This is a genomic window from Winogradskyella sp. 4-2091, assembly GCF_045765065.1.
Classification (GTDB): Bacteria; Bacteroidota; Bacteroidia; order Flavobacteriales; family Flavobacteriaceae; genus Winogradskyella.
In genome coordinates, this window is record NZ_JBJKOD010000009.1 from 80,224 (window position 1) to 101,648 (window position 21,425).

The 21,425-nt window shown below is 36.0% G+C and carries 20 protein-coding genes; 16 read left to right on the plus strand and 4 right to left on the minus strand.

Translation table 11 applies throughout. The features are described from left to right. The first annotated feature begins 21 nt into the window (after positions 1 to 21). From ACJBCC_RS12695 to ACJBCC_RS12755, 13 genes are all read left to right on the plus strand, one after another. Positions 22 to 1,095, plus strand: a complete 1,074-nt coding sequence (locus ACJBCC_RS12695; RefSeq protein ID WP_407557372.1) for an FAD-binding oxidoreductase — start codon at positions 22 to 24, stop codon at positions 1,093 to 1,095. Between the two features lie 72 nt (positions 1,096 to 1,167). Then, the gene (gene paaA / locus ACJBCC_RS12700) at positions 1,168 to 2,124 is read left to right on the plus strand and encodes a 1,2-phenylacetyl-CoA epoxidase subunit PaaA (RefSeq protein ID WP_407557373.1); all 957 of its coding nucleotides are present in this window, start codon (positions 1,168 to 1,170) and stop codon (positions 2,122 to 2,124) included. Between the two features lie 49 nt (positions 2,125 to 2,173). Next, positions 2,174 to 2,461, plus strand: a complete 288-nt coding sequence (gene paaB / locus ACJBCC_RS12705) for a 1,2-phenylacetyl-CoA epoxidase subunit PaaB (RefSeq protein WP_299101845.1) — start codon at positions 2,174 to 2,176, stop codon at positions 2,459 to 2,461. Positions 2,462 to 2,547: 86 nt separating this feature from the next. Beyond that, a complete protein-coding gene (gene paaC, locus ACJBCC_RS12710; RefSeq protein ID WP_407557374.1) occupies positions 2,548 to 3,300 on the plus strand; it encodes a 1,2-phenylacetyl-CoA epoxidase subunit PaaC in 753 nt (250 codons plus the stop codon). A 47-nt stretch (positions 3,301 to 3,347) separates the two neighbouring features. Further along, entirely contained in the window at positions 3,348 to 3,884 is a 537-nt protein-coding gene (gene paaD / locus ACJBCC_RS12715) for a 1,2-phenylacetyl-CoA epoxidase subunit PaaD (protein ID WP_407557375.1), read from the plus strand. A gap of 18 nt (positions 3,885 to 3,902) precedes the next feature. Further along, a complete protein-coding gene (locus tag ACJBCC_RS12720; protein ID WP_299101841.1) occupies positions 3,903 to 4,685 on the plus strand; it encodes an enoyl-CoA hydratase-related protein in 783 nt (260 codons plus the stop codon). Positions 4,686 to 4,724: 39 nt separating this feature from the next. Then, a complete protein-coding gene (locus ACJBCC_RS12725; protein ID WP_407557376.1) occupies positions 4,725 to 5,660 on the plus strand; it encodes a pyridoxal-phosphate dependent enzyme in 936 nt (311 codons plus the stop codon). Positions 5,661 to 5,753: 93 nt separating this feature from the next. Then, positions 5,754 to 6,923: a 3-hydroxyacyl-CoA dehydrogenase NAD-binding domain-containing protein gene (locus tag ACJBCC_RS12730; protein WP_407557377.1), complete on the plus strand. Its 1,170-nt coding sequence runs from the start codon at positions 5,754 to 5,756 to the stop codon at positions 6,921 to 6,923. A gap of 59 nt (positions 6,924 to 6,982) precedes the next feature. Then, positions 6,983 to 7,390 (plus strand): hotdog fold thioesterase, encoded by a 408-nt coding sequence (locus ACJBCC_RS12735; protein ID WP_299101837.1) that lies wholly within the window; start codon positions 6,983 to 6,985, stop codon positions 7,388 to 7,390. 54 nt (positions 7,391 to 7,444) lie between these two features. Next, positions 7,445 to 8,653 (plus strand): 3-oxoadipyl-CoA thiolase, encoded by a 1,209-nt coding sequence (pcaF, locus tag ACJBCC_RS12740; RefSeq protein WP_407557378.1) that lies wholly within the window; start codon positions 7,445 to 7,447, stop codon positions 8,651 to 8,653. A 207-nt stretch (positions 8,654 to 8,860) separates the two neighbouring features. Beyond that, entirely contained in the window at positions 8,861 to 11,398 is a 2,538-nt protein-coding gene (gene paaZ / locus ACJBCC_RS12745; protein WP_407557379.1) for a phenylacetic acid degradation bifunctional protein PaaZ, read from the plus strand. A 95-nt stretch (positions 11,399 to 11,493) separates the two neighbouring features. Further along, the gene (locus ACJBCC_RS12750; RefSeq protein WP_407557380.1) at positions 11,494 to 12,246 is read left to right on the plus strand and encodes an enoyl-CoA hydratase/isomerase family protein; all 753 of its coding nucleotides are present in this window, start codon (positions 11,494 to 11,496) and stop codon (positions 12,244 to 12,246) included. Between the two features lie 48 nt (positions 12,247 to 12,294). Then, complete coding sequence (locus ACJBCC_RS12755) at positions 12,295 to 12,894, plus strand: transferase hexapeptide repeat family protein (RefSeq protein WP_407557381.1); 600 nt, start codon at positions 12,295 to 12,297, stop codon at positions 12,892 to 12,894. A 31-nt stretch (positions 12,895 to 12,925) separates the two neighbouring features. Here the strand turns inward: ACJBCC_RS12755 and ACJBCC_RS12760 are convergent, their stop codons facing one another. Continuing rightward, the gene (locus ACJBCC_RS12760; protein WP_299101831.1) at positions 12,926 to 13,402 is read right to left on the minus strand and encodes an Lrp/AsnC family transcriptional regulator; all 477 of its coding nucleotides are present in this window, start codon (positions 13,400 to 13,402) and stop codon (positions 12,926 to 12,928) included. Between the two features lie 185 nt (positions 13,403 to 13,587). Between ACJBCC_RS12760 and ACJBCC_RS12765 the strand changes: the two genes are divergently transcribed. The 3 genes from ACJBCC_RS12765 to ACJBCC_RS12775 all read left to right on the plus strand — a co-directional run bounded on the left by ACJBCC_RS12765 (position 13,588) and on the right by ACJBCC_RS12775 (position 18,459). Further along, positions 13,588 to 14,865 (plus strand): dihydrolipoamide acetyltransferase family protein, encoded by a 1,278-nt coding sequence (locus tag ACJBCC_RS12765; protein WP_407557401.1) that lies wholly within the window; start codon positions 13,588 to 13,590, stop codon positions 14,863 to 14,865. 87 nt (positions 14,866 to 14,952) lie between these two features. Beyond that, positions 14,953 to 16,020, plus strand: coding sequence for a branched-chain amino acid aminotransferase (locus ACJBCC_RS12770; RefSeq protein WP_407557382.1), 1,068 nt, complete (start codon positions 14,953 to 14,955; stop codon positions 16,018 to 16,020). 351 nt (positions 16,021 to 16,371) lie between these two features. Beyond that, positions 16,372 to 18,459: a thiamine pyrophosphate-dependent enzyme gene (locus ACJBCC_RS12775; RefSeq protein WP_407557383.1), complete on the plus strand. Its 2,088-nt coding sequence runs from the start codon at positions 16,372 to 16,374 to the stop codon at positions 18,457 to 18,459. Between the two features lie 59 nt (positions 18,460 to 18,518). On the opposite strand, the gene ACJBCC_RS12780 is transcribed toward ACJBCC_RS12775, so the two are convergent. The 3 genes from ACJBCC_RS12780 to ACJBCC_RS12790 form a co-directional block, all read right to left on the minus strand. Further along, positions 18,519 to 18,710: a cold-shock protein gene (locus ACJBCC_RS12780; RefSeq protein ID WP_299101828.1), complete on the minus strand. Its 192-nt coding sequence runs from the start codon at positions 18,708 to 18,710 to the stop codon at positions 18,519 to 18,521. 136 nt (positions 18,711 to 18,846) lie between these two features. Beyond that, positions 18,847 to 20,727: a SulP family inorganic anion transporter gene (locus ACJBCC_RS12785; protein WP_299101827.1), complete on the minus strand. Its 1,881-nt coding sequence runs from the start codon at positions 20,725 to 20,727 to the stop codon at positions 18,847 to 18,849. Positions 20,728 to 20,870: 143 nt separating this feature from the next. Beyond that, on the minus strand, positions 20,871 to 21,422 hold the full coding sequence (locus ACJBCC_RS12790; RefSeq protein ID WP_407557384.1) for a DUF4136 domain-containing protein: 552 nt from the start codon (positions 21,420 to 21,422) through the stop codon (positions 20,871 to 20,873). Between the last annotated feature and the right edge of the window lie 3 nt (positions 21,423 to 21,425).

Genomic DNA, 21,425 nt, shown 5'->3' on the forward strand with positions numbered 1-21,425 from the left:
TTTTGTTTTTAATTAATCAATATGGCAGAATTTCACAACTTAAAAGTTGCAGATATATATAAAGAGACAGAGGACACATCAGTAATTACTTTTGATGTGCCTTCAGATTTGCAGAAAGTTTTTTCATTCAGACAAGGTCAACATTTAACCCTTAAAGCAGATATTAATGGAGAAGACGTCCGTCGTTCCTATTCATTATGTTCAAGTCCATTAGATAATAAGTGGCAAGTAGCAGTTAAATTAATTCCTGGCGGAAAATTTTCAACTTACATCAATGAAAAATTAAAAGCAGGAGACGAGTTAGAAGTTATGGTACCAAGCGGTACATTTGGTGTCGAGGTGCAACCTCAAGCCTTAAAAAACTATCTATTTTTTGCCGCAGGAAGTGGTATTACACCAGTGCTTTCCATGTTAAAAGCACATTTGTCTGCAGAACCAAATGCAACATGTAAGTTGTTTTATGTGAATAAAACAGCAAAATCCATTATCTTTAAAGAAGAACTAGAGCAGCTTAGAAATACATACTTTGGCAGACTAGAAATCTATTATTTTTTAACCAAAGAGCGTCGCGATATCGAATTGTTCAATGGCAGATTTAATGATGAGAAAATGCAAGTCTTAACCAAAACATTTATCGACATTCCAGATACTAATGAAGTTTTTCTTTGTGGTCCAGAAAAAATGGTAAACTACGTAAGCGAGTATTTAATAAACGCAGGTTTACCTGAAGAACTCGTGCATTTCGAGCTGTTCGTAACAGGATTATCAGACGAAGATATTAAAAGAGCAGAACGTTTAGCAGAACAAAAAGTAGAAGGAACAGAAGTAACCATTGTCGATGGTGGAAAAGAATTCGCATTCACCATGACTAAAGAATATGATAATATTCTCGATGCAGCCTTAGGCGCAGGAGCAGATTTGCCATTCGCCTGTAAAGGTGGCGTTTGTAGTACCTGCAAATGCGAAGTCAAAGAAGGAAGCGTAGAGATGAAAATAAATTATGCGTTAAGCGATAAAGAAGTATCACAAAACTTGGTGCTAAGCTGTCAAGCAGTACCAACATCAGATAAAGTCGTTGTTGATTTTGATGTATAATAACAATTTGTCATTCCTGCATAGGCAGGAATCCACTAATCACTAAATACGATTCACTAACAACTATATATCATGAGTGAAGAACAAATAAAAAGTTTAGAAGAACAATTCGAAGCACGTATCGCAAGAGACGAGAAAATCGAACCTAAAGATTGGATGCCAGAAAAGTATCGCAAAACGCATATCAGGCAAATGTCGCAACACGCACATTCCGAAATTGTAGGTATGTTACCTGAAGGAAACTGGATTACAAGAGCACCTTCCTTACGTCGTAAAGTGGCACTATTAGCAAAAGTACAAGACGAAGCAGGACATGGTTTATACCTTTATTCTGCAACCGAAACTTTAGGCATTTCCAGAGAGCAAATGTACGAGCAATTACACACAGGAAAAGCAAAATATTCTTCCATATTTAATTACCCAACAATTACTTGGGCAGATATGGGAGCCATAGGTTGGTTAGTAGATGGTGCAGCAATAATCAATCAAGTACCATTATGTAACACTTCTTACGGGCCATACGCAAGAGCAATGATTCGTGTGTGCAAAGAAGAGAGTTTCCACCAACGTCAAGGTTATGAAATCATGATTAAGTTGGCTAATGGCACACCAGAACAAAAAGAAATGGCGCAAGATGCTTTAAACCGTTGGTGGTGGCCAAGTTTAATGATGTTAGGTCCTACAGATGCAGAGTCTATTCACACAGAACAATCCATGAAATGGAAACTAAAACGTAAGTCTAACGACGATTTACGTCAGCAGTTTATAGACCAAACCGTTCCGCAAGCAGAGTTAATTGGTTTAACCATTCCAGATGCCGATTTAAAATGGAATGAAGAACGCGGAAGTTATGACTTTGGAGAAATCAATTGGGACGAATTCTGGCAAGTTGTAAAAGGTCATGGACCAATGAATAAAGAACGAATGAAGGCAAGAGTAAATGCTTGGGAAAATGGAGAATGGGTTCGTGATGCAGCAATGGCACATGCCTCTAAAAAGCAACAAAGAAAAGAAAAACAAGCAGTATAATATAATGTCTGTTCGAGCGCAGTCGAGAACTACTTAAAGAAATATAGTTATGTCAACAAAAAATTGGCCCTTATGGGAAGTCTTCGTAAGAAGTAAAAACGGATTAGAACACAGACACTGCGGAAGTTTACACGCAGCAGATGAAGATATGGCATTAGAAAACGCACGTGATGTTTACACAAGAAGAAGCGAAGGTGTTAGTATTTGGGTTGTAGAATCTAAACACATTACAGCGTCCAATCCAGAAAATAATGGAGAAATGTTCGAGCCTGCTCACGATAAAGTATATCGTCATCCAACATTTTACGATTTACCAGACGAAGTAAAACATATGTAACAAATTCCTGCGAAATCGAAGATTCACGAATTCAATAAAAGAAAATATGAATTGATGAGTAATGCAGGAATCTCATTTAGGAAACTATGAATCAGAATTTATATAATTATATATTAGGTATTGCCGATAACAGTCTAATCCTAGGTCAAAGATTAGGAGAACTTACAGGTCATGGACCAAGCCTAGAAACAGATATTGCCTGTACTAATATTTCTTTAGATTTCTTTGGTCAAGTACGTAGCTATTATCAATATGCAGCAAAAATTGCAGGAGATAAACGAACGGAAGATGATATAGCAATGCTTCGTAAAGAAAGAGAATACGTCAATGTTTTATTAGTAGAGCAACCAAATACCAATTTTGCATATACTATTGCACGTCAGTTTTTATTTGATGTGTATCACTTTCTATTTTTAACGGAATTAGAAAAAAGTAAGGATTTAACGCTTTCCGCAATTGCAACAAAATCAATCAAAGAAGTCAGTTATCATCAACGATTTTCTACCGATTGGTTAAAGCGTTTAGGAGATGGAACAGCAGAAAGTAAAAAAAAGATGCAGGAAGCAATAGAGGCTTTATGGACATATACAGATGAATTATTTCATCAAACCGAAGCAGATAAAGCAATGGTTGCAGAAGGTGTTGGAGTAGATGTTACAAAACTAAAAGAGGCATATTACTCAAAAGTAGAAGAGGTTTTAAAAGAAGCTACTTTAGAAATTCCGGAATCTAAATGGTTTCAAAAAGGAGGAAAACATGGTATTCATACAGAACATTTAGGATACTTGTTAAGCGATTTACAATACATGCAACGTACCTATCCAAATATGGAATGGTAAAAAAAAAAAAGCCCATCTCAATCTTCCCAGAGGGAAGAAGTTAGATTATGAATAAAACAGTACATATAACCGGTCCGAGTGAAAACTCTTCCCCTTTGGGGAAGGTGGATGGGGCTTTTGTTGCCATTTTGGAGTCTGTCTCAGATCCTGAAATTCCAGTATTATCCATCATGGATATGGGAGTGGTACGTTCTGCTGTTATCGAAAATAACATCGTTAAAGTCCAAATTACACCAACCTATAGTGGTTGTCCAGCAATGGATGTCATTGGAGACGATATAAAAGCTGCTTTAAAAATAGCAGGATATGATTCCGAAATCGAATTAATTTTAGCACCAGCTTGGACAACCGATTGGATTACACCAAGAGGAAGAAAAGCCTTAGAAGATTACGGTATAGCAGCACCTTTAAATGCAGAAGCAGATAAAGAGGTGCTATTAAATGGAAAACGATTGGTAAAATGTACCAATTGTGGTTCCACAAATACAAGATTAGTAAGTCAGTTTGGTTCTACAGCATGCAAAGCACAATTTCAGTGTGACGATTGCCAAGAACCATTTGATTATTTTAAATGTCTTAAGTAGACAAACAAGAAAATAAGTATGAGTAAAAGCATTCTTTTAAAAATAGAAAATAAAATAGCGTACATCACGCTAAATAGACCAGAAGTATTCAATAGCATTAACAGGGAAATGGCATTTCTGTTTCAAGATACTTTAGATGCTTGCGAAACAAATACAGATGTTAGGGCCATTGTAATTACAGGAGCAGGAAAAGCATTTGGTGCTGGTCAAGATTTAAAAGAAGTTACAGATCCAAATTTAAATCCTGGCTTCAAAAAAATATTAGACGAGCATTACAACCCAATAATTACAAAAATCCGAGCGATTAAAAAACCAATTATCGCAGCAGTCAATGGTGTTGCAGCAGGTGCAGCAGCCAATATAGCTTTGGCTTGTGATATAGTTGTAGCACATGAAAAAGTGAATTTTATTCAAGCATTTAGTTTAATAGGCTTAATTCCAGATAGTGCAGGAACGTATTTTTTACCAAGATTAATTGGATTTCAAAAAGCACAAGCATTAGCCATGTTAGGGGATAAAATTGGAGCTGAAGAAGCAGAGAAAATGGGAATGATTTATAAAATGATTCCTTTAGAAGACTTTGAAGAAGCGGTAAACAAGCTCGCTTTAAAATTAGCAAACATGCCAACTTTAGCATTAGGTAAAATTAAAGAAGCATTCAATGCGTCATTAACCAATACTTTAGAACAACAACTGGCTTTAGAATCTAAATTACAGATAGAAGCAGCAAGTACTAATGATTATGCCGAAGGCGTTGCAGCATTTATAGAGAAAAGAAAACCAAATTTCAAAGGCAACTAAAGTTTTGTCATTCCTGCGTCAGCAGGAATCTATTTTAAAATGAATAAACAAACTCTCATACAATCCCACAACAGAATAAAACCCTTTATTCACAAGACACCTGTCTTAAGTTCAAGCTTAATAAATGAAATGGTAGGTGCTACTATTGTGTTTAAATGTGAAAACTTTCAAAAAATGGGAGCGTTTAAAATGCGAGGCGCAGCAAATGCAATTTTATCATTAACTGAAGAAGAAAGAGCACGAGGCGTAGTAACACATTCTTCAGGAAACTTTGCACAAGCGGTATCTTTAGCAGCGTTAAAATTAGGCGTGAAAGCTTATATCGTAATGCCTGAAAACGCGCCACAAGTCAAAAAAAATGCAGTTAAAACCTATGGTGGAGAAATCATAGAATGCGAATCCACACCACAAGCTAGAGAGGCTACTGCGAATAAAATAAAGGAAGAAAAAGGAGCTTCATTTTTGCATCCATCTAATCAAGATGAGGTCATTTATGGTAATAGCACAGCAGCTATGGAATTACTCGAGGAATATCCAGATTTAGATGTAATTTTAACACCAGTTGGTGGAGGCGGACTCATTGCAGGGACGGCTTTGGCTGCGCATCATTTTTCAAACAATTGCAAAGTAATTGGTGGAGAACCCATGGAAGCTGATGATGCATATCGTTCATTAATTTCAGGTAAAATAGAAACAAACGATAGTTTCAATACAGTGGCAGATGGCTTAAGAACACATTTGGGAGACCGAAATTTCCCGATTATTCAAAAACACGTTGATAAGATAATCCGCGTTGAAGAAGATGAAATTGTAAACGCGATGAAGTTGATTTGGGAGCGCATGAAGATTATTATAGAACCATCGTGTGCGGTGCCTTTTGCAGCAGTTTTAAAAAATAAAGAAGAATTTGCAACTAAAAACGTCGGCATTATCTTGTCTGGTGGAAATGTAGATGTAACAAATCTACCATTTTAGGTTTGTCATCCTGAACTCGTTTCAGGATCTCATAAAAAATAAACAGTTTTGTCATTCCTGCGTAGGCAGGAATCCACAATAAAAGTAAAAAATATGAACATAGGAATAATAGGTTCTGGAACCATGGGAAGTGGTATTGCGCAAGTAGCTGCAACTTCTGGTTGTAAAGTAAAGTTATACGACACCAATCAAGTAGCTTTAGATAAAGCTAAAGCGAGTTTGGAGAAAATACTAAATCGTTTAATCGAAAAAGAAAGAATAGATTTTGAAGAAAAAAATAGAATACAATCTAACATTTCTTATGTCAAAAGTTTAAAAGATTTAGCAGATTCAAATCTTACAATTGAAGCCATTATTGAAAACCTAGACATTAAGAAAAAAGTGTTTTCAGAATTGGAAAGCTATGTTGAAGAAGATTGTATAATTGCATCAAACACGTCTAGTTTATCTATTGCTTCTATCGCAGCTTCATTACAAAAACCAGAGCGTTGCGTCGGAATTCATTTTTTCAATCCTGCACCTTTAATGAAATTGGTGGAAGTTATTCCAGCCATTCAAACCTCAAAAGAAGTTCTTGAGAAATCAATACAAACCATTAAAGACTGGAAAAAAGTAGTGGCTGTTGCCAAAGACACACCAGGGTTTATTGTAAACAGAGTCGCAAGACCTTTTTATGGCGAAGCACTAAGAATTTATGAAGAAGGTATTGCAGATTTTGCAACCATAGACTATAGTTTAAAAAGTTTAGGTGGTTTCAGAATGGGACCATTCGAACTTATGGATTTCATAGGAAACGATGTTAATTACACCGTAACCGAAACCGTTTTTACCGCTTTTTATTTCGACCCAAGATACAAACCAAGCTTTACACAGAAACGATTAAGTGAAGCAGGATATTTAGGGAGAAAATCGGGAAAAGGTTTTTACGATTATGATGAAAACGGTAAACCTGTCATTTCGAACGATAGTGAGAAATCGCATAAAAAAGAGCTCGCAGAAACCATTTTCGACAGAGTATTAGTTATGCTAATAAACGAAGCTGCAGATGCACTATTTTTAAACATCGCATCCGCAGAAGACATAGATAATGCCATGACCAAAGGAGTTAATTATCCAAAAGGATTACTGGCTTGGGCAGACGAAAAAGGAATCGATTGGTGCGTTTCTAAATTAGACGAATTATATAGCGAGTACCACGAAGATAGATATCGTTGTAGTCCTCTATTACGTAAAATGAATAAAGAAAATAAATCGTTTTTTTAATATAACGTCAGTTCGAGTGAAATTGCTTTTTTGCAATTTTGTATCGAGAACAATTAAATATGAAACCAGAACAAATTCCTCATAAAATGCTATCTCAAGATGCCTACAGCACTTGGCTAGGAATAGAAATTCTAGAATGCGAAATAGGTCGCTGTAAAGTAGCAATGACAGTAAGAAAAGAGATGCTAAACAGTATGGGTAAAGCACATGGTGGTATTAGCTATTCTTTAGCAGATACAGCTTTTGGGTTTGCAGCAAATACACATGGTAAATATGCAGTATCAATAGAAACAAGTATTAACCATATTGAGGCTTTAGAAGAAGGTGATTATTTAACCGCAGAATCTGTTATAGAAAACGTAAAAAATAAATTAGGCTTCAATATTATTGAAGTAAAAAGAGGAGATGAATTAGTAGCGCTTTTTAAAGGTGTAGTTTATAGGACAAGTAAATCTTGGGAAGAATAAAATAGAAACGGTTTGTCATTCCGCACTTGATGCGGAATCCATAAAATAATAATTATGAAAAACGCATACATAATAGACGGAATTAGAACACCAATAGGAAACTACAAAGGAACCTTGTCTGCGGTTCGTACAGACGATTTAGGGGCATTAGTAATCTCAGAAGTTGTAAAACGTAATCCAAACATCCCAAAAGAAGCATACGACGATGTTATTATGGGTTGTGCAAATCAAGCAGGAGAAGACAACCGTAATGTAGCTCGTATGTCTTCACTTTTAGCAGGATTACCATTTACCGTTCCTGGAGAAACCGTAAACCGATTGTGTAGTTCAGGTTTATCAGCAATTATTCACGCAAATAGAGCAATAAAAGCAGGCGATGGCGACGTATTTATTTCTGGTGGTGTGGAAAACATGACACGCGGACCCTACGTTATGGCAAAACCTTCATCCGCATTTGGAGGCGATTCTAAACTATACGATTCTACTTTCGGATGGCGATTTATAAATCCGAAAATGCACGAAATGTATGGTACAGATGGTATGGGAATTACTGCCGAAAATCTAGTCGAAAAATATAATATTTCTCGCGAAGACCAAGATAAATTCGCACTTTGGAGTCAGCAAAAGGCAACCAAAGCACAAGAAAATGGTCGATTAGCAAAAGAAATAGTAACAGTCGAAATTCCGCAACGTAAAAAAGACCCTATTCCATTTTCAAAAGACGAGTTTATAAAACCAACATCATCTCTTGAAGTTTTGGGAAAACTAAGAGCAGCCTTTAAAAAAGTAGGTGGAAGCGTAACCGCAGGAAATTCTTCTGGATTAAACGATGGAGCAGCAGCAACCATTATTGCAAGTGAAGATGCAGTAAAAAAGTACAATTTAAAACCATTAGCAAGAATTGTAAGTTCTGCAGTGGTTGGTGTCGAGCCAAGAATTATGGGGATTGGACCTGTACAAGCCTCTAATAAAGCGTTAGAGAAAGCAGGTTTAACCATGGACGATATAGATATCATCGAGCTTAATGAAGCTTTTGCAGCACAAGCTTTGGCGTGCATTCGTGCTTGGGGATTGGCAGATAACGACCCAAGAATTAATCCAAACGGAGGCGCAATAGCTATTGGTCATCCGCTAGGTGTAACAGGAGCAAGAGTTGCCTATTCTGCAGCTTTAGAGTTGCAGGAGCAAAATAAAAAATACGCTTTAATTACCATGTGTATTGGCGTAGGTCAAGGGTATGCTTGCGTTATTGAAAGAGTCTAATTCCTGCGCAGGCAGGAATCTCTTAGTAAAAAGGAAATAAATTTTGGCTAAGAAAAAACATAGCAAGTAAGTGCGTTAGGGATTGAGGCATTTGTTGAAGCTCTTTTTTGTTTTTCACAAAAAAAGCGACTGCCGAAAGCCCTACCTTTAGGTAACGCCTAAATAGAATTAATAAATAAAAGATACCTGCCTTCGCAGGCATTTGATATGAAAAAAATACAACACTACGTCCAAGGTTCTTGGACCACAGGAAAAGAAGAAGGAACACCAATCTTAGATGCAGTAACAGGGGAAGCATTTACTAGTATTGCAATAGAAGGATTAGATGTTCCAGAAATTCTAAATTATGGAAGAACCAAAGGAGGAGAAGTTCTTCGTAAAATGACCTTCCAAGAGCGTGGAAATATGCTTAAAAAATTAGCATTGTATCTTACCAAAAGAAAAGATGCTTTTTACGATTTAAGCTACAGAACAGGAGCAACCAAAGTAGACAGTTGGATTGATATTGAAGGAGGTTTTGGCAACCTGTTTGCCAACGCATCATTACGAAAATTATTCCCTAATCAGCCGTATCATGTAGAAGGCGATGCTATCGATTTGTCTCGTGGTGGACGCTTTATGGCGCATCATATTATGGTACCTAAAAAAGGAGTAGCAGTGCATATTAACGCATTTAACTTCCCAGTTTGGGGAATGTTAGAAAAATGTGCGGTAAACTGGATGGCAGGAGTTCCTGCTGTGGTGTTGCCTGCACCTTCATCATCGTATTTAGCAGAAGCCGTTGCAAGAACCATTATAGATTCTGGAATTTTACCTGAAGGCGCATTACAAATCATAAACGGAACGGTTAAAAATATTCTAGAGACCGTAGAATCTCAAGATGTTGTAACCTTTACAGGTTCTGCACAAACCGGACGATTATTAAAAGCGCATCCAAGATTAATTCAAGAATCGGTACCTTTTACTATGGAAGCCGATTCTTTAAATGCTTCTATTTTAGGAGAAGATGCGGTTCCTGGAACACCAGAATTCGACCTGTTTGTAAAAGAAGTTAGAAAGGAAATGACGGTTAAAGCAGGACAAAAATGTACAGCCATTAGACGCATCATTGTTCCTGAGAAATTAGTAGACGATGTACAATTTGCATTAGCAAAACAGCTAGATAAAGTAACTATTGGAGACCCAAGATTAAAAGAGGTTAGAATGGGTTCTTTAGTGAGTCATCAACAAGTACAAGCAGTTCGAGATTCGATAAACGATTTGTCAAAAGAAGCACAAATTGTGTATGGTAATTTAGACGAAATTAATACCATTGGAGCAGATGCCAAAAAAGGCGCATTTATTAGTCCGATACTATTACGAGCAGATAACCCATTTCAAAATACAGTCATTCACGAACGTGAAGCATTTGGACCAGTAAGTACCATAATGCCTTATAAAAATTTAGACGAAGCCATTACTTTGGCGCAAATGGGAAAAGGGTCACTAGTGTCTTCCATCGCAACCAACGATGATAAAATTGCGAAAGACTATGTTATAAATGCAGCATCGCATCATGGTAGGATTTTAGTTCTAAATAGAGAAAGTGCGAAGCAAAGTACAGGACATGGTTCGCCATTACCATATTTAGTCCATGGTGGTCCAGGACGTGCTGGTGGAGGTGAGGAAATGGGAGGCATGCGTGGTATTAAGCATTATTTACAACGTACAGCCATTCAAGGTTCGCCAACAACCATTACCGAAATTACAAGAGTTTACCAACAAAATGCAAAATATAAGGAAGCTGAACAGCATCCGTTTCAATACCATTGGGAAGATATTCAACCAGGAATGTCCTTAAAAACCCACAAGCGTACCTTAACAGATACTGATATTCAGAATTTTGCCAATTTAACTTGGGACCACTTCTATGCACATACCGATATTACATCTTTAGACGGAAGTATTTTTGAAAAAAGAACAGCACATGGTTATTTCATTATTTCTGCAGCAGCAGGATTATTTGTGTATCCAAATAAAGGGCCTGTAGCAGCCAATTATGGCTTAGATAGTATCCGATTTTTAAGACCATTATATCATAACGATACTATTTATGTGCGTTTAACGTGTAAAGAAAAAGTAGATCGTGATGTTGCTTCTGCAGAACATCCTAGCGGCATTGTAAAATGGCATGTGGAGGTTTTTGATGCTAATTTTGAAAACCGACCAGAAAGTCAGAAAGCAGAAAAAGATAGTCCGTTAGTTGCTGTTGCAACCATTTTAACGATGGTAGAGAAAAAGCAAGAAACTTTTGTGGAAATGACAGAAGAAAAAATTGATGCATGTCTTTCTACGTTACAAGAAAATGCAAAACCAAAATGGGGAATCATGACGCCTCAGCATATGATTGAGCATCTAGAATATACCTATAAAATTGCTTCCGGAGAGATTCAAGATTTTGAGATTGCAACACCGGAAAAAGTCTTAGAAAAAGTACATCACAGTTTATATAACTACGATAAATTTCCGAAGAATTCTCAATTTCCGCGGTTAGAGAAAGATACATTCGAGCCTTTAAAGCATACCGATTTAGAAACAGCAATTGAAAAATTTAAAGAGCAACGCAAGAAGTATCTAGAATTTTATAAAGAAAATCCAGAGGCTAAATTGAAAAATTTGGTTTTCGGAGAATTGAATAAATATGAAGCGTATTTATTAGAAAGAAAACACCTTAACCATCATTTTGAACAATTTGAATTAATATAATTTGTCATTCCTGCGAATGCAGGAATCCACAATAGAAGAATAATTTAAAAAATAGATTCCTGCCTACGCAGGAATGACAATAAAAAAACAAAAATATGAGTGAACCTTATGTTAAGTTAGAAATAATAAACGAAGTAGGATACATAGAGTTTTTCCATCCTGCACACAACTCGTTACCAGGAAATGTATTAGCAAAACTAGCGCAAACCATTACTGATGCAGGAACTAACGACGTAATTAAAGTTGTCGTTCTTAAAAGTGGAGGCGATAGAACCTTTTGCGCAGGAGCAAGTTTTAATGAACTTATCAATATTAATGACGAAGCCACAGGAAAAGTATTCTTTTCTGGATTTGCAAACGTAATTAATGCGATGCGTAAATGTCCAAAATTCATCATTGGTCGCGTACAAGGAAAAACCGTTGGAGGAGGTGTCGGTTTAGCAGCTGCAACCGATTATTGTATGGCGACTAAATTTGCAGCTATTAAGTTAAGTGAGCTTAATATTGGTATTGGGCCATTTGTAGTTGGACCAGCCATTGAACGTAAAATGGGATTAAGCGCCATGTCGCAAATTGCAATAGATGCGAATACATTCTATGCACCAGAATTTGCGAAAGAAAAAGGACTTTTTACACATGTTTTCGATAAAACAGAAGAACTAGATGAAGCTGTGAAAAATACAGCAGAACATTTATGTACTTATAATACTGATGCTATGCTTGAAATGAAAAAAGTCTTTTGGCAAGGTACAGATCATTGGGATGCTTTATTGGCAGAACGCGCAGCGACTAGTGGAAGATTGGTGTTGAGCGATTTTACAAAAGAAAAATTGAAGACTTATAAATAACCAAATCTTGCAAGGTTTCAAAAACCTTGTAGTTGTAATTAGAAAAATATGGCAATTTATTCTTTTAAAGGATACACACCAGTCGTTCACGAATCAAGTTTCGTGCATCCTTTAGCTGCTGTAACAGGAAACGTAATTATCGGTAAAAACTGTTATATAGGTCCAGGAGGAGCTATTCGTGGAGATTGGGGACAAATTATTTTAGAAGATGGAGTTAACGTGCAAGAAAACTGTACAGTGCATATGTTTCCAGGCAAATCAATCACTTTAAAAGAAAGTGCGCATGTTGGACATGGAGCCATAATCCATGGCGCAAATTTAGGACGTAATTGCCTTATTGGTATGAACACGGTAATAATGGATGATGCCGAAATTGGAGATGAATGTATCATTGGAGCCATGTCATTCGTCAAAGCTGAAACTAAAATTCCATACAGAAGTTTGGTTGTTGGTAATCCAGCTAAAATCATCCGTGGAGTTACCGATGAAATGATAGCATGGAAAACAAAAGGCACACAATTATATCAGCAATTACCAGCAGATTGCCATGAATCATTAAAAGCAGTAGAACCGCTTCGAGGAATTCCTGAAAACATGAAAGTTCAAGATGAGGTATATAAAACGCTTCGGGAAACGTTTAAGAAGTAAATAGTTTAAAACCTGTCAGGTCTTCTGAGAATCACAACACCCGACTCAAATCTATCTCATTAGTTTCTTTACTAGTAGAAAGTGCGATTAAACTCTGAACATTACCCAAATAAGGCAACAATGTCAATTTAGAAATAATAAAAGATTCATAAGCTTCAATGTCTTCCACCACCAATTTTAGCAAGTAGTCAAAATTTCCACTGACTCTATGGCATTCTATTACTTCAGGAAAGTTGTTAATTTCCTTTACAAATTTTTCCAAATAACTTCTGGTGTGACCTTGTAAAGTAATACCAATAAATACGGTCAATTTCAAACCAATTTTTTTGTTATTTAAAACCGCAACATATTTCTCAATATAACCTTCTTTTTCAAGCTTCTTAATTCGTTCAAAAATAGGAGAAGTCGTCATTCCAAGTTCTTCAGCAATACTTTTTGTTGTTCTGTTACTATTTTTCTGAAGAATAGAGAGCAGTTGCGTGTCAATTTTATCGAGCGTATGTGGCATAAGAAAAATTATTTTTTTAGTGTGTCAAATATATCAATTAATAGATGAATATTCTTTTTATTAAAAATTATAAAGAAAATTTTGCTGATTAAATTTATATCTTAAGATTTTAACAACTGAAAATATTCATATTAATTATCTTTATTTCTTTAAAATTGAAAGTTTTGACAGAGTTTGAATTAAAAATGCCTAAAATGGGCGAAAGTATAACTGAAGGCACCATCATAAATTGGTTAATTTCCGAAGGAGATACTTTCCAAGAAGGAGACATCATCCTAGAAGTTGCCACAGATAAAGTAGATAATGAAGTACCTGCACCAGCATCTGGAACATTAGTTAAAACCTTATTTCAAGCTAAAGATGTGGTTCCTGTTGGAGAGGTTATGGCAATTCTTGTAATTTCAGAGGAAATTAAGTCTTCAAATAAGAAGCCTGTCATTTCGAACGAAAGTGAGAAATCTCATAAGCCGAAGACAGCGGTAAAACGACCAAAACCTGTTCCGCAAACTTCAACGTCTTTTTCAACATCAAATACAAATGCCTTCTTTTCGCCATTAGTATTAGAAATAGCAAAAGAACAGCATATCAGTTTTGAAGAATTAGCCAGAATACCTGCAACAGGTCACGAAGGCAGACTACGCAAAAGCGATGTGTTCAACTATATAGAAGACGGCAGACCGTATAAATTCGCGCAACCAGTATCGGAAAAAGATCCAACTGCATATCGTATTCCACAATTACAATTCGATAAAGGCAAAGGTAAAGTCATCGAGATGGACCGTATGCGTCAAATGATTGCCGACCATATGGTGTATTCTAAACACACCTCGCCTCATGTTACCGCTTATGTTGAAGCAGATTTAACTAATATGGTAAACTGGCGAAATGCAAACAAAGTCGCTTTTCAAGAAAAACATGGCGAACGCTTAACCTTTACGCCATTATTTGTAGAAGCAGTAGCAAAAGCAGTAAAAGATTTTCCAAATATTAATGCTTCGGTAGATGGTAATAATATTATTGTAAAAGAAGATATAAATATTGGTATGGCAACTGCATTACCAAGCGGAAACTTAATAGTTCCTGTGGTAAAAAATGCAGATACTAAAAATTTAAAAACTATCGCTAGCAATGTAAATGAATTAGCAGGAAAAGCAAGAGAAAACAAATTAGCTGGAGACGATATTAAAGGCAGCACATTCACGATTTCTAATGTAGGAACCTTTGGTAGTGTTATGGGAACACCAATTATTAACCAACCAGAAGTTGCCATTTTAGCATTAGGGATTATAAAGAAAAGACCAGAAGTTATCGAAACCGAAAATGGAGATGAAATCGCTATTCGTAGCATGATGTATTTATCTTTATCATTCGATCATCGCGTTGTAGATGGCTTTTTAGGAGGGAGTTTTGTTCGCAGAGTAGCCGACTATTTTGAGCAATTTGATGTCAATAGAATAATATAACCCGTTTTGTCATTCCTGCGTAGGCAGGAATCCGCAAAAACCAAATAATTAAAATAGATTCCTGCCTTCGCAGGAATGACAAAGATTATGAAACACAAAATATCAATCACTAAAGTAGAAAAATCAAAAGTCAAAAATATAGACTTTAATAACATTCCACTAGGTACAACATTCACAGACCACATGTTTATATGTGATTATAATAATGGCGTTTGGGAAAACCCAAGAATAGAACCGATGGGAATGATTCCTACGCATCCAGCAGCCATGGCATTACACTATGGACAAGCCATATTCGAAGGCATGAAAGCAACAGTATATGCAGATGGAAATCCAATGCTCTTCAGACCATCCAAAAATGCTCAAAGATTAAACTTTAGTGCAGATAGAATGGGAATGCCTTCATTTCCAGAAGAATTATTCGAGGAAGGTTTAAAAAAATTAGTTGATATAGAGCGAAATTGGATTCCACCAATGGACGGAAGTGCACTCTATTTAAGACCATTTATGTATGCAGACGAAGCTTTTATTGGAATGCGTGCAGCAACACATTTTAAATTTATCATTATGGCATCACCGGCAGGACCATTTTTTACAAAACGCATAAAATTGTGGGCAGAAAACAAGTATATACGCGCAGCATCAGGTGGAACTGGAGAAGCTAAAGCTGCAGGAAATTACGCAGCAGCCATTCGTCCAACCGAATATGCAAAAGCCAAAGGTTATGATCAAGTACTGTGGTTAGATGCTGTAGAACATAACTATATTCAGGAAGTTGGAACTATGAATATCTTCTTCAAAGTCGATGGAAAATTCATCACACCAAAACGCGATGGTTCAATCCTAGATGGTATTACAAGAATGAGTGTTATTGATATTTTACGAGATAAAGGTTACGAAGTAATAGAAAGAGCAATTACTATTCAAGAAATTCGTGATGCTGCGATTGATGGTAGTTTGGAAGAAGCCTTTGGAACTGGGACAGCAGTAGGTATTGCTTACATTCAAGAAATTGCTATGGGAGAAACAACCATTCATGTGTCCGACGAAAGTCCAGTTGGTTTAGAAGTTAATGACACTTTAAATGCCATAAAAACTGGTAAAATAGAAGATAAATTTGATTGGATGGTTAAAATTGAAAAGCAGTTAGCGTAATATGATTTGTGCGTTACCACAAGGGGCGCGCTTTCCGTTATATCTTTTTTGCTTTTAATGGCAAAAAAGGATGCCACATCAATCGCTAACACGGAAGTAACGGTCCAATAGTACATAACGTCACTTCGAGTGATTCCGATTTTTTCATCGGAATTGTATCAAGAAGCTCATCAAAACGTTCTCGATACAAAATTGCAGAAAAAGCAATATCACTTGAACTGACGAGAGATTGTCATTCCTGCGAAGGCAGGAATCCAAAATAAAAAGAACAAAATAGATTCCTGCCTGTGCAGGAATGACAAAATGCAACCGCTTTTGTGGTCATAGATACTGAAATAAATTCAGCATAAAATGAAAAAAGAAACACTAAAAAAAGGATTTTCCAAACTCTGCACAGCGCAAGCTATGGCAGAATTATATGAGGCTAATTTTAAACAGGTTTCAAAATATGTACACGCAACGTCTAGAGGTCATGAAGCTATCCAGATTGCTTTAGGTATGCAGTTATTGCCGCAAGATTATGCATTTCCATATTACAGAGACGATGCGATGTTGTTATCATTTGGTTTAGAACCTTATGATTTAATGTTGCAATTATTAGCAAAAAAAGACGATCCGTTTTCGGCTGGAAGAACCTATTACTCGCATCCAAGTTTAAAGGACGACGATAAACCAAAAATTCCACATCAATCTTCGGCTACAGGAATGCAAGCTATTCCTGCAACTGGAGTTGCAATGGGAATGCAGTATAAAGAATTACAAGATTTAGCAGATTATGGTTTACAGTCAGCCCCTGTTAATTCAAACACAGTAGATACGGCTTTAAAACCAATCACAGTTTGTAGTTTAGGGGATGCTTCAGTAACCGAAGGAGAAATAGCCGAAGCCTTCCAAATGGCAGCATTAAAGCAAATGCCAATCCTATATTTAGTGCAAGATAATGGTTGGGATATTTCGGCAAATGCGGCTGAAACTAGAGCACAGAACGCAGCAGAATATGCATCAGGTTTTCACGGTTTGGAGGCTATTTCAATTGATGGAGCCAACTTTACAGAAAGTTACGAAGCCTTAGAGAAAGTAATAGAAACTATCCGAACTGAGCGTAGACCATTTTTAGTGCATGCCAAAGTACCATTATTAAATCATCATACGTCTGGTGTAAGAATGGAGTGGTATCGCGACGATTTAGACGAAGCGCATTCTCGCGATCCGTATCCAGTTATCAAACAACAATTATTAGATGTTGGTTTTTCAGAAAAAGAAATTGGAGACATAGAAAATTCTGCAAAAGCGAAAGTGCAATTAGACTTTGAAAAAGCATTACAAGCTGAAGATCCAAAGCCTGAAGATTTATATACTAACGATTTTGTACCAACACCAATAACCGAAGAAAAAGGAACGCGCTCACCAGAAGGCGCAGATAAAGTTGTAATGGTAGATTGCGCACTATTCGCAGTTGAAGAACTGATGAAAAAGCATAAAGAATGTTTGCTTTACGGACAAGATGTTGGAGGTAGATTAGGTGGTGTTTTTAGAGAAGCAGCTACTTTAGCTCAAAAATTTGGGGACGACAGAGTCTTTAACACACCAATTCAAGAAGCCTTTATTGTAGGTTCAACTGTTGGTATGAGTGCTGCTGGATTAAAACCCATTGTTGAGGTTCAGTTTGCCGATTATATTTGGCCTGGATTAAATCAATTATTTACAGAAGTTAGTAGAAGTTGTTATTTATCTAACGGAAAATGGCCAGTTAGTATGATACTTCGTGTACCAATTGGAGCATATGGAAGTGGTGGTCCTTATCATTCATCTTCAGTTGAAAGTGTGGTTACCAATATCAGAGGCATTAAAATAGCCTATCCAAGTAATGGAGCCGATTTAAAAGGTTTGATGAAAGCTGCGTATTATGATCCAAATCCTGTAGTTATTTTAGAGCATAAAGGTTTGTATTGGTCTAAAGTTCCAGGAACACAAGGCGCAACATCTGTGGAGCCAAGCGAAGATTATGTATTACCTTTTGGTAAAGCTTGGGTTTTACAAGAAATCTGGAAACAAGAAAATGTAGAAACAATAACCATTGTTACGTATGGAATGGGAGTGCATTGGGCTATGAATGCTAGTGAAGAACTAGGTATGCAAGACCAAATTGAAGTGATTGATTTACGAACTTTATTTCCTTTAGATGAAGACACAATTATGAAATCGGTTAGGAAAACAGGTAAGTGTTTAGTGGTAACTGAAGAACCTTCAAATAATAGTTTTGCACGCGCATTATCTGGGAAGATTCAAGAAGAGTGTTTTAAGTTTTTGGATGCTCCAGTTATGACGATTGGTAGTGAAAATATGCCTGCAATTCCTTTAAATTCTACCTTAGAGCATACTATGATTCCTTCAACTGAAAAAGTAAAAGCTAAGATTGAAAAGTTATTCAATTATTAAACTAAAAAAGCCTATCCAAAAGATAGGCTTTATTCTTAAAAAGATTGTAAGGTATATAATTATATAACTTTTACATTAACTGCATTTAATCCCTTTTTTCCTTCGGTTAAATCGAATTCTACATTATCTCCTTCTCTTACTTCATCAACTAAACCAGAAATGTGTACAAAATGCTCTTTGCCGCTTCCTTCTTCTGTTATGAATCCAAAACCTTTAGAGTCATTAAAAAATTTTACTGTACCAGTACTCATATTATAATATATTAAATTAAGTGGTAAATGTAGTCTAATTAATTGATATTCAATTATTTTGAGTCTTAAAATTTATAAAATAAGGTAAGTGCCTAAGCCTTAGTCTATAGAATATTAAATAAGGCATATTTAATGTTTATATATCGTATTCAAAAAGTGATTTTGTAAATTTTTCTGGGTTTTCAGCTAAATGATATCTTGGATCATCAATGGCTTCAACTATTACGTCTTTAAATTTTGGACTCGCTTTGTAAAGCAAAACTTTACAGTCTTGACTTAAATGTTTTAATTTAATGGTCTTGCCAGCAGCTTGATATTTTTCAACTAAAATAAAAATAGCTTCGATAGCAGAGTGGTCTGATATTCGAGCTTCAACAAAATCAATTTCAACTATATCTGGATCATTTTTTATATCAAATTTTTCATTAAAAGAAGTAATACTTCCAAAGAAAAGTGGTCCCCAAATTTCATAAGTTTTTGTACCATCTTCTTTAAATCGTTTTCTGGCTCTAATTTTCTTAGCGTTCTCCCATGCAAATGATAATGCAGATATTATAACACCTACAAATACTGCGATAGCTAAATCAAAGACTACAGTTACAACAGAAACTATTATTAGTACAACGGCATCAGACATTGGTATTTTTTTCATGATACGAAAACTAGACCAGGCAAATGTTTCTATTACCATCATAAACATTACACCTACTAAAGCAGCAATAGGCACTTGTTCAATATATTTATCAGCGAAGAGTATAAAGGTTAATAATGTAATGGCCATCATTACACCAGACAACCTGCCTCGTCCTCCTGCATTAATATTAATTACGGTCTGGCCAATCATTCCGCAACCACCAGTTCCTCCAAACAATCCGCTTAACATGTTACCTGCGCCTTGAGCAACACATTCTTTATTTCCATTACCTCTTGAATCCGTTAATTCATCCACCAGATTCATTGTCATCAATGTTTCAATTAAGCCAACAGATGCTGCTAAAAATGCATAAGGTGCAATGAATTTTAGTGTATCTAAATTAAATGGTAGATGGCTCCAAAGTTCTACGAGGTTTAGTTTACTAGATAATTCATCAAAACCGTTGAGTCCAGCACCTCCACCATCTCTAATAAAATCACCAACATTAATGGATTGCAGTCCTCCAAAAATAGAAATTAGTGTGACAATTAAGATTGCAGTAAGCGCTGCTGGTAGCTTTTTTGTCAATTTAGGTAAGCCCCAAATTATAAACATGGTTAATAAAACAAGACCAATCATGATGTAAAGTTTATTGCCTTGCATAATGGATTTAACGACACCATTATCCTTTACAGAATAAAAACCATTATTTTGAAAGTTGAAAACAACCTTCTTCGTAGTAATATCGTATACTTGGTTATCTGCAATCACAAATACTTCTTTACCAGTATTAATGCTTTTTACCGATTCATTATCTATTGAGAAAATAGCTGTGCCAGAAATTAAATCGTTAACAGTATTGTTTTGTACATTATAGACTAGCTCTTTAGATTCCGTTTTGCGCATGTTTTGCCCAAAAATGTCTTTTGTATTCTCTTTAAACATACCTAGTTGAGCCATGAAGATTACTATGGCTAATCCGTTAACAAAGCCCATCATTACTGGATGAGGAATTAAACGAACAAATTTCCCAAGCTTAAATAAGCCTGCCAATACTTGAATAATTCCCATTAAAACAACAGCAGCTAATAAATAAAAATAACCCATATTTTCTACGGGAGTATCAAATAGGAGGCCTTTGGCGTGGCCTTCTTGTATCATGTGAACAAAAATAACAGCCACAGCGCCTGCTGCTCCAGAAATTAAACCTGGTCTACCTCCAAATAAAGCAGAAATTATACCAATGATAAATGCTCCAAAAAGTGCAACAATAGGACTAATTTGAGCTACGAATGCAAAAGCAACAACTTCTGGGATCATTGCTAATGACACTGTGATACCTGAAAGAATATCATTCTTAGGGTTTTGAGTAAAGTTTTTCATTGTTTTCGACCCGAGTTTCATAATTTATTCTTCTAAAAGGCGGCAAAGATATACGTTTTAGTTTTAATGCCTAATCAAATATGATTTGAAACAAAAAAAGCACTAGCTTTATACTAGTGCTTTAATGCTAAAATTAAATTTCATTATTTTACTTCGGGTGGAAATAGCATGAACATCTCAGATACAAATTCTTTAATTCGAGCGTCTTTTTTATCTGTGTTTTTCACTTCAAGATTTCCTGTTCCTGAGCCTTGCCATATTAACTCCTTCTTTTTAGAATTTAAAATGTCAATAAATAATACACCTTGAGTTGAAACTGAAACTTGATTGTTATTCCAGCCAGAGCGCCAGCCCCAACCACCATAACCGCCCCAACCCCAAGCACCATTGCCCCAAGCATTGTTGTAAACGTCAACACGTTGATTAGATTTAGTAAATATACTGACTAGCATATCTGGATTTTCAGATTTTGTATAGCCTTTTGCTAATAATTCAGCTTCAATAGCTCTTAAAATCCTGCGCTTATCAATGTCATTTATTTCTGCTTTGTCAATACCAGGTTTAAAGAAAGCAAACGTTTTGTAATCGTCAAAATTAGATTCTCTATCATAGTCAGCGGCAACTTTTACTGAGCTACAAGAAGATAGAATTACTAATAAAAGTAAAATAGGAGTGAATTTGAGTAGTTTTTTCATGGT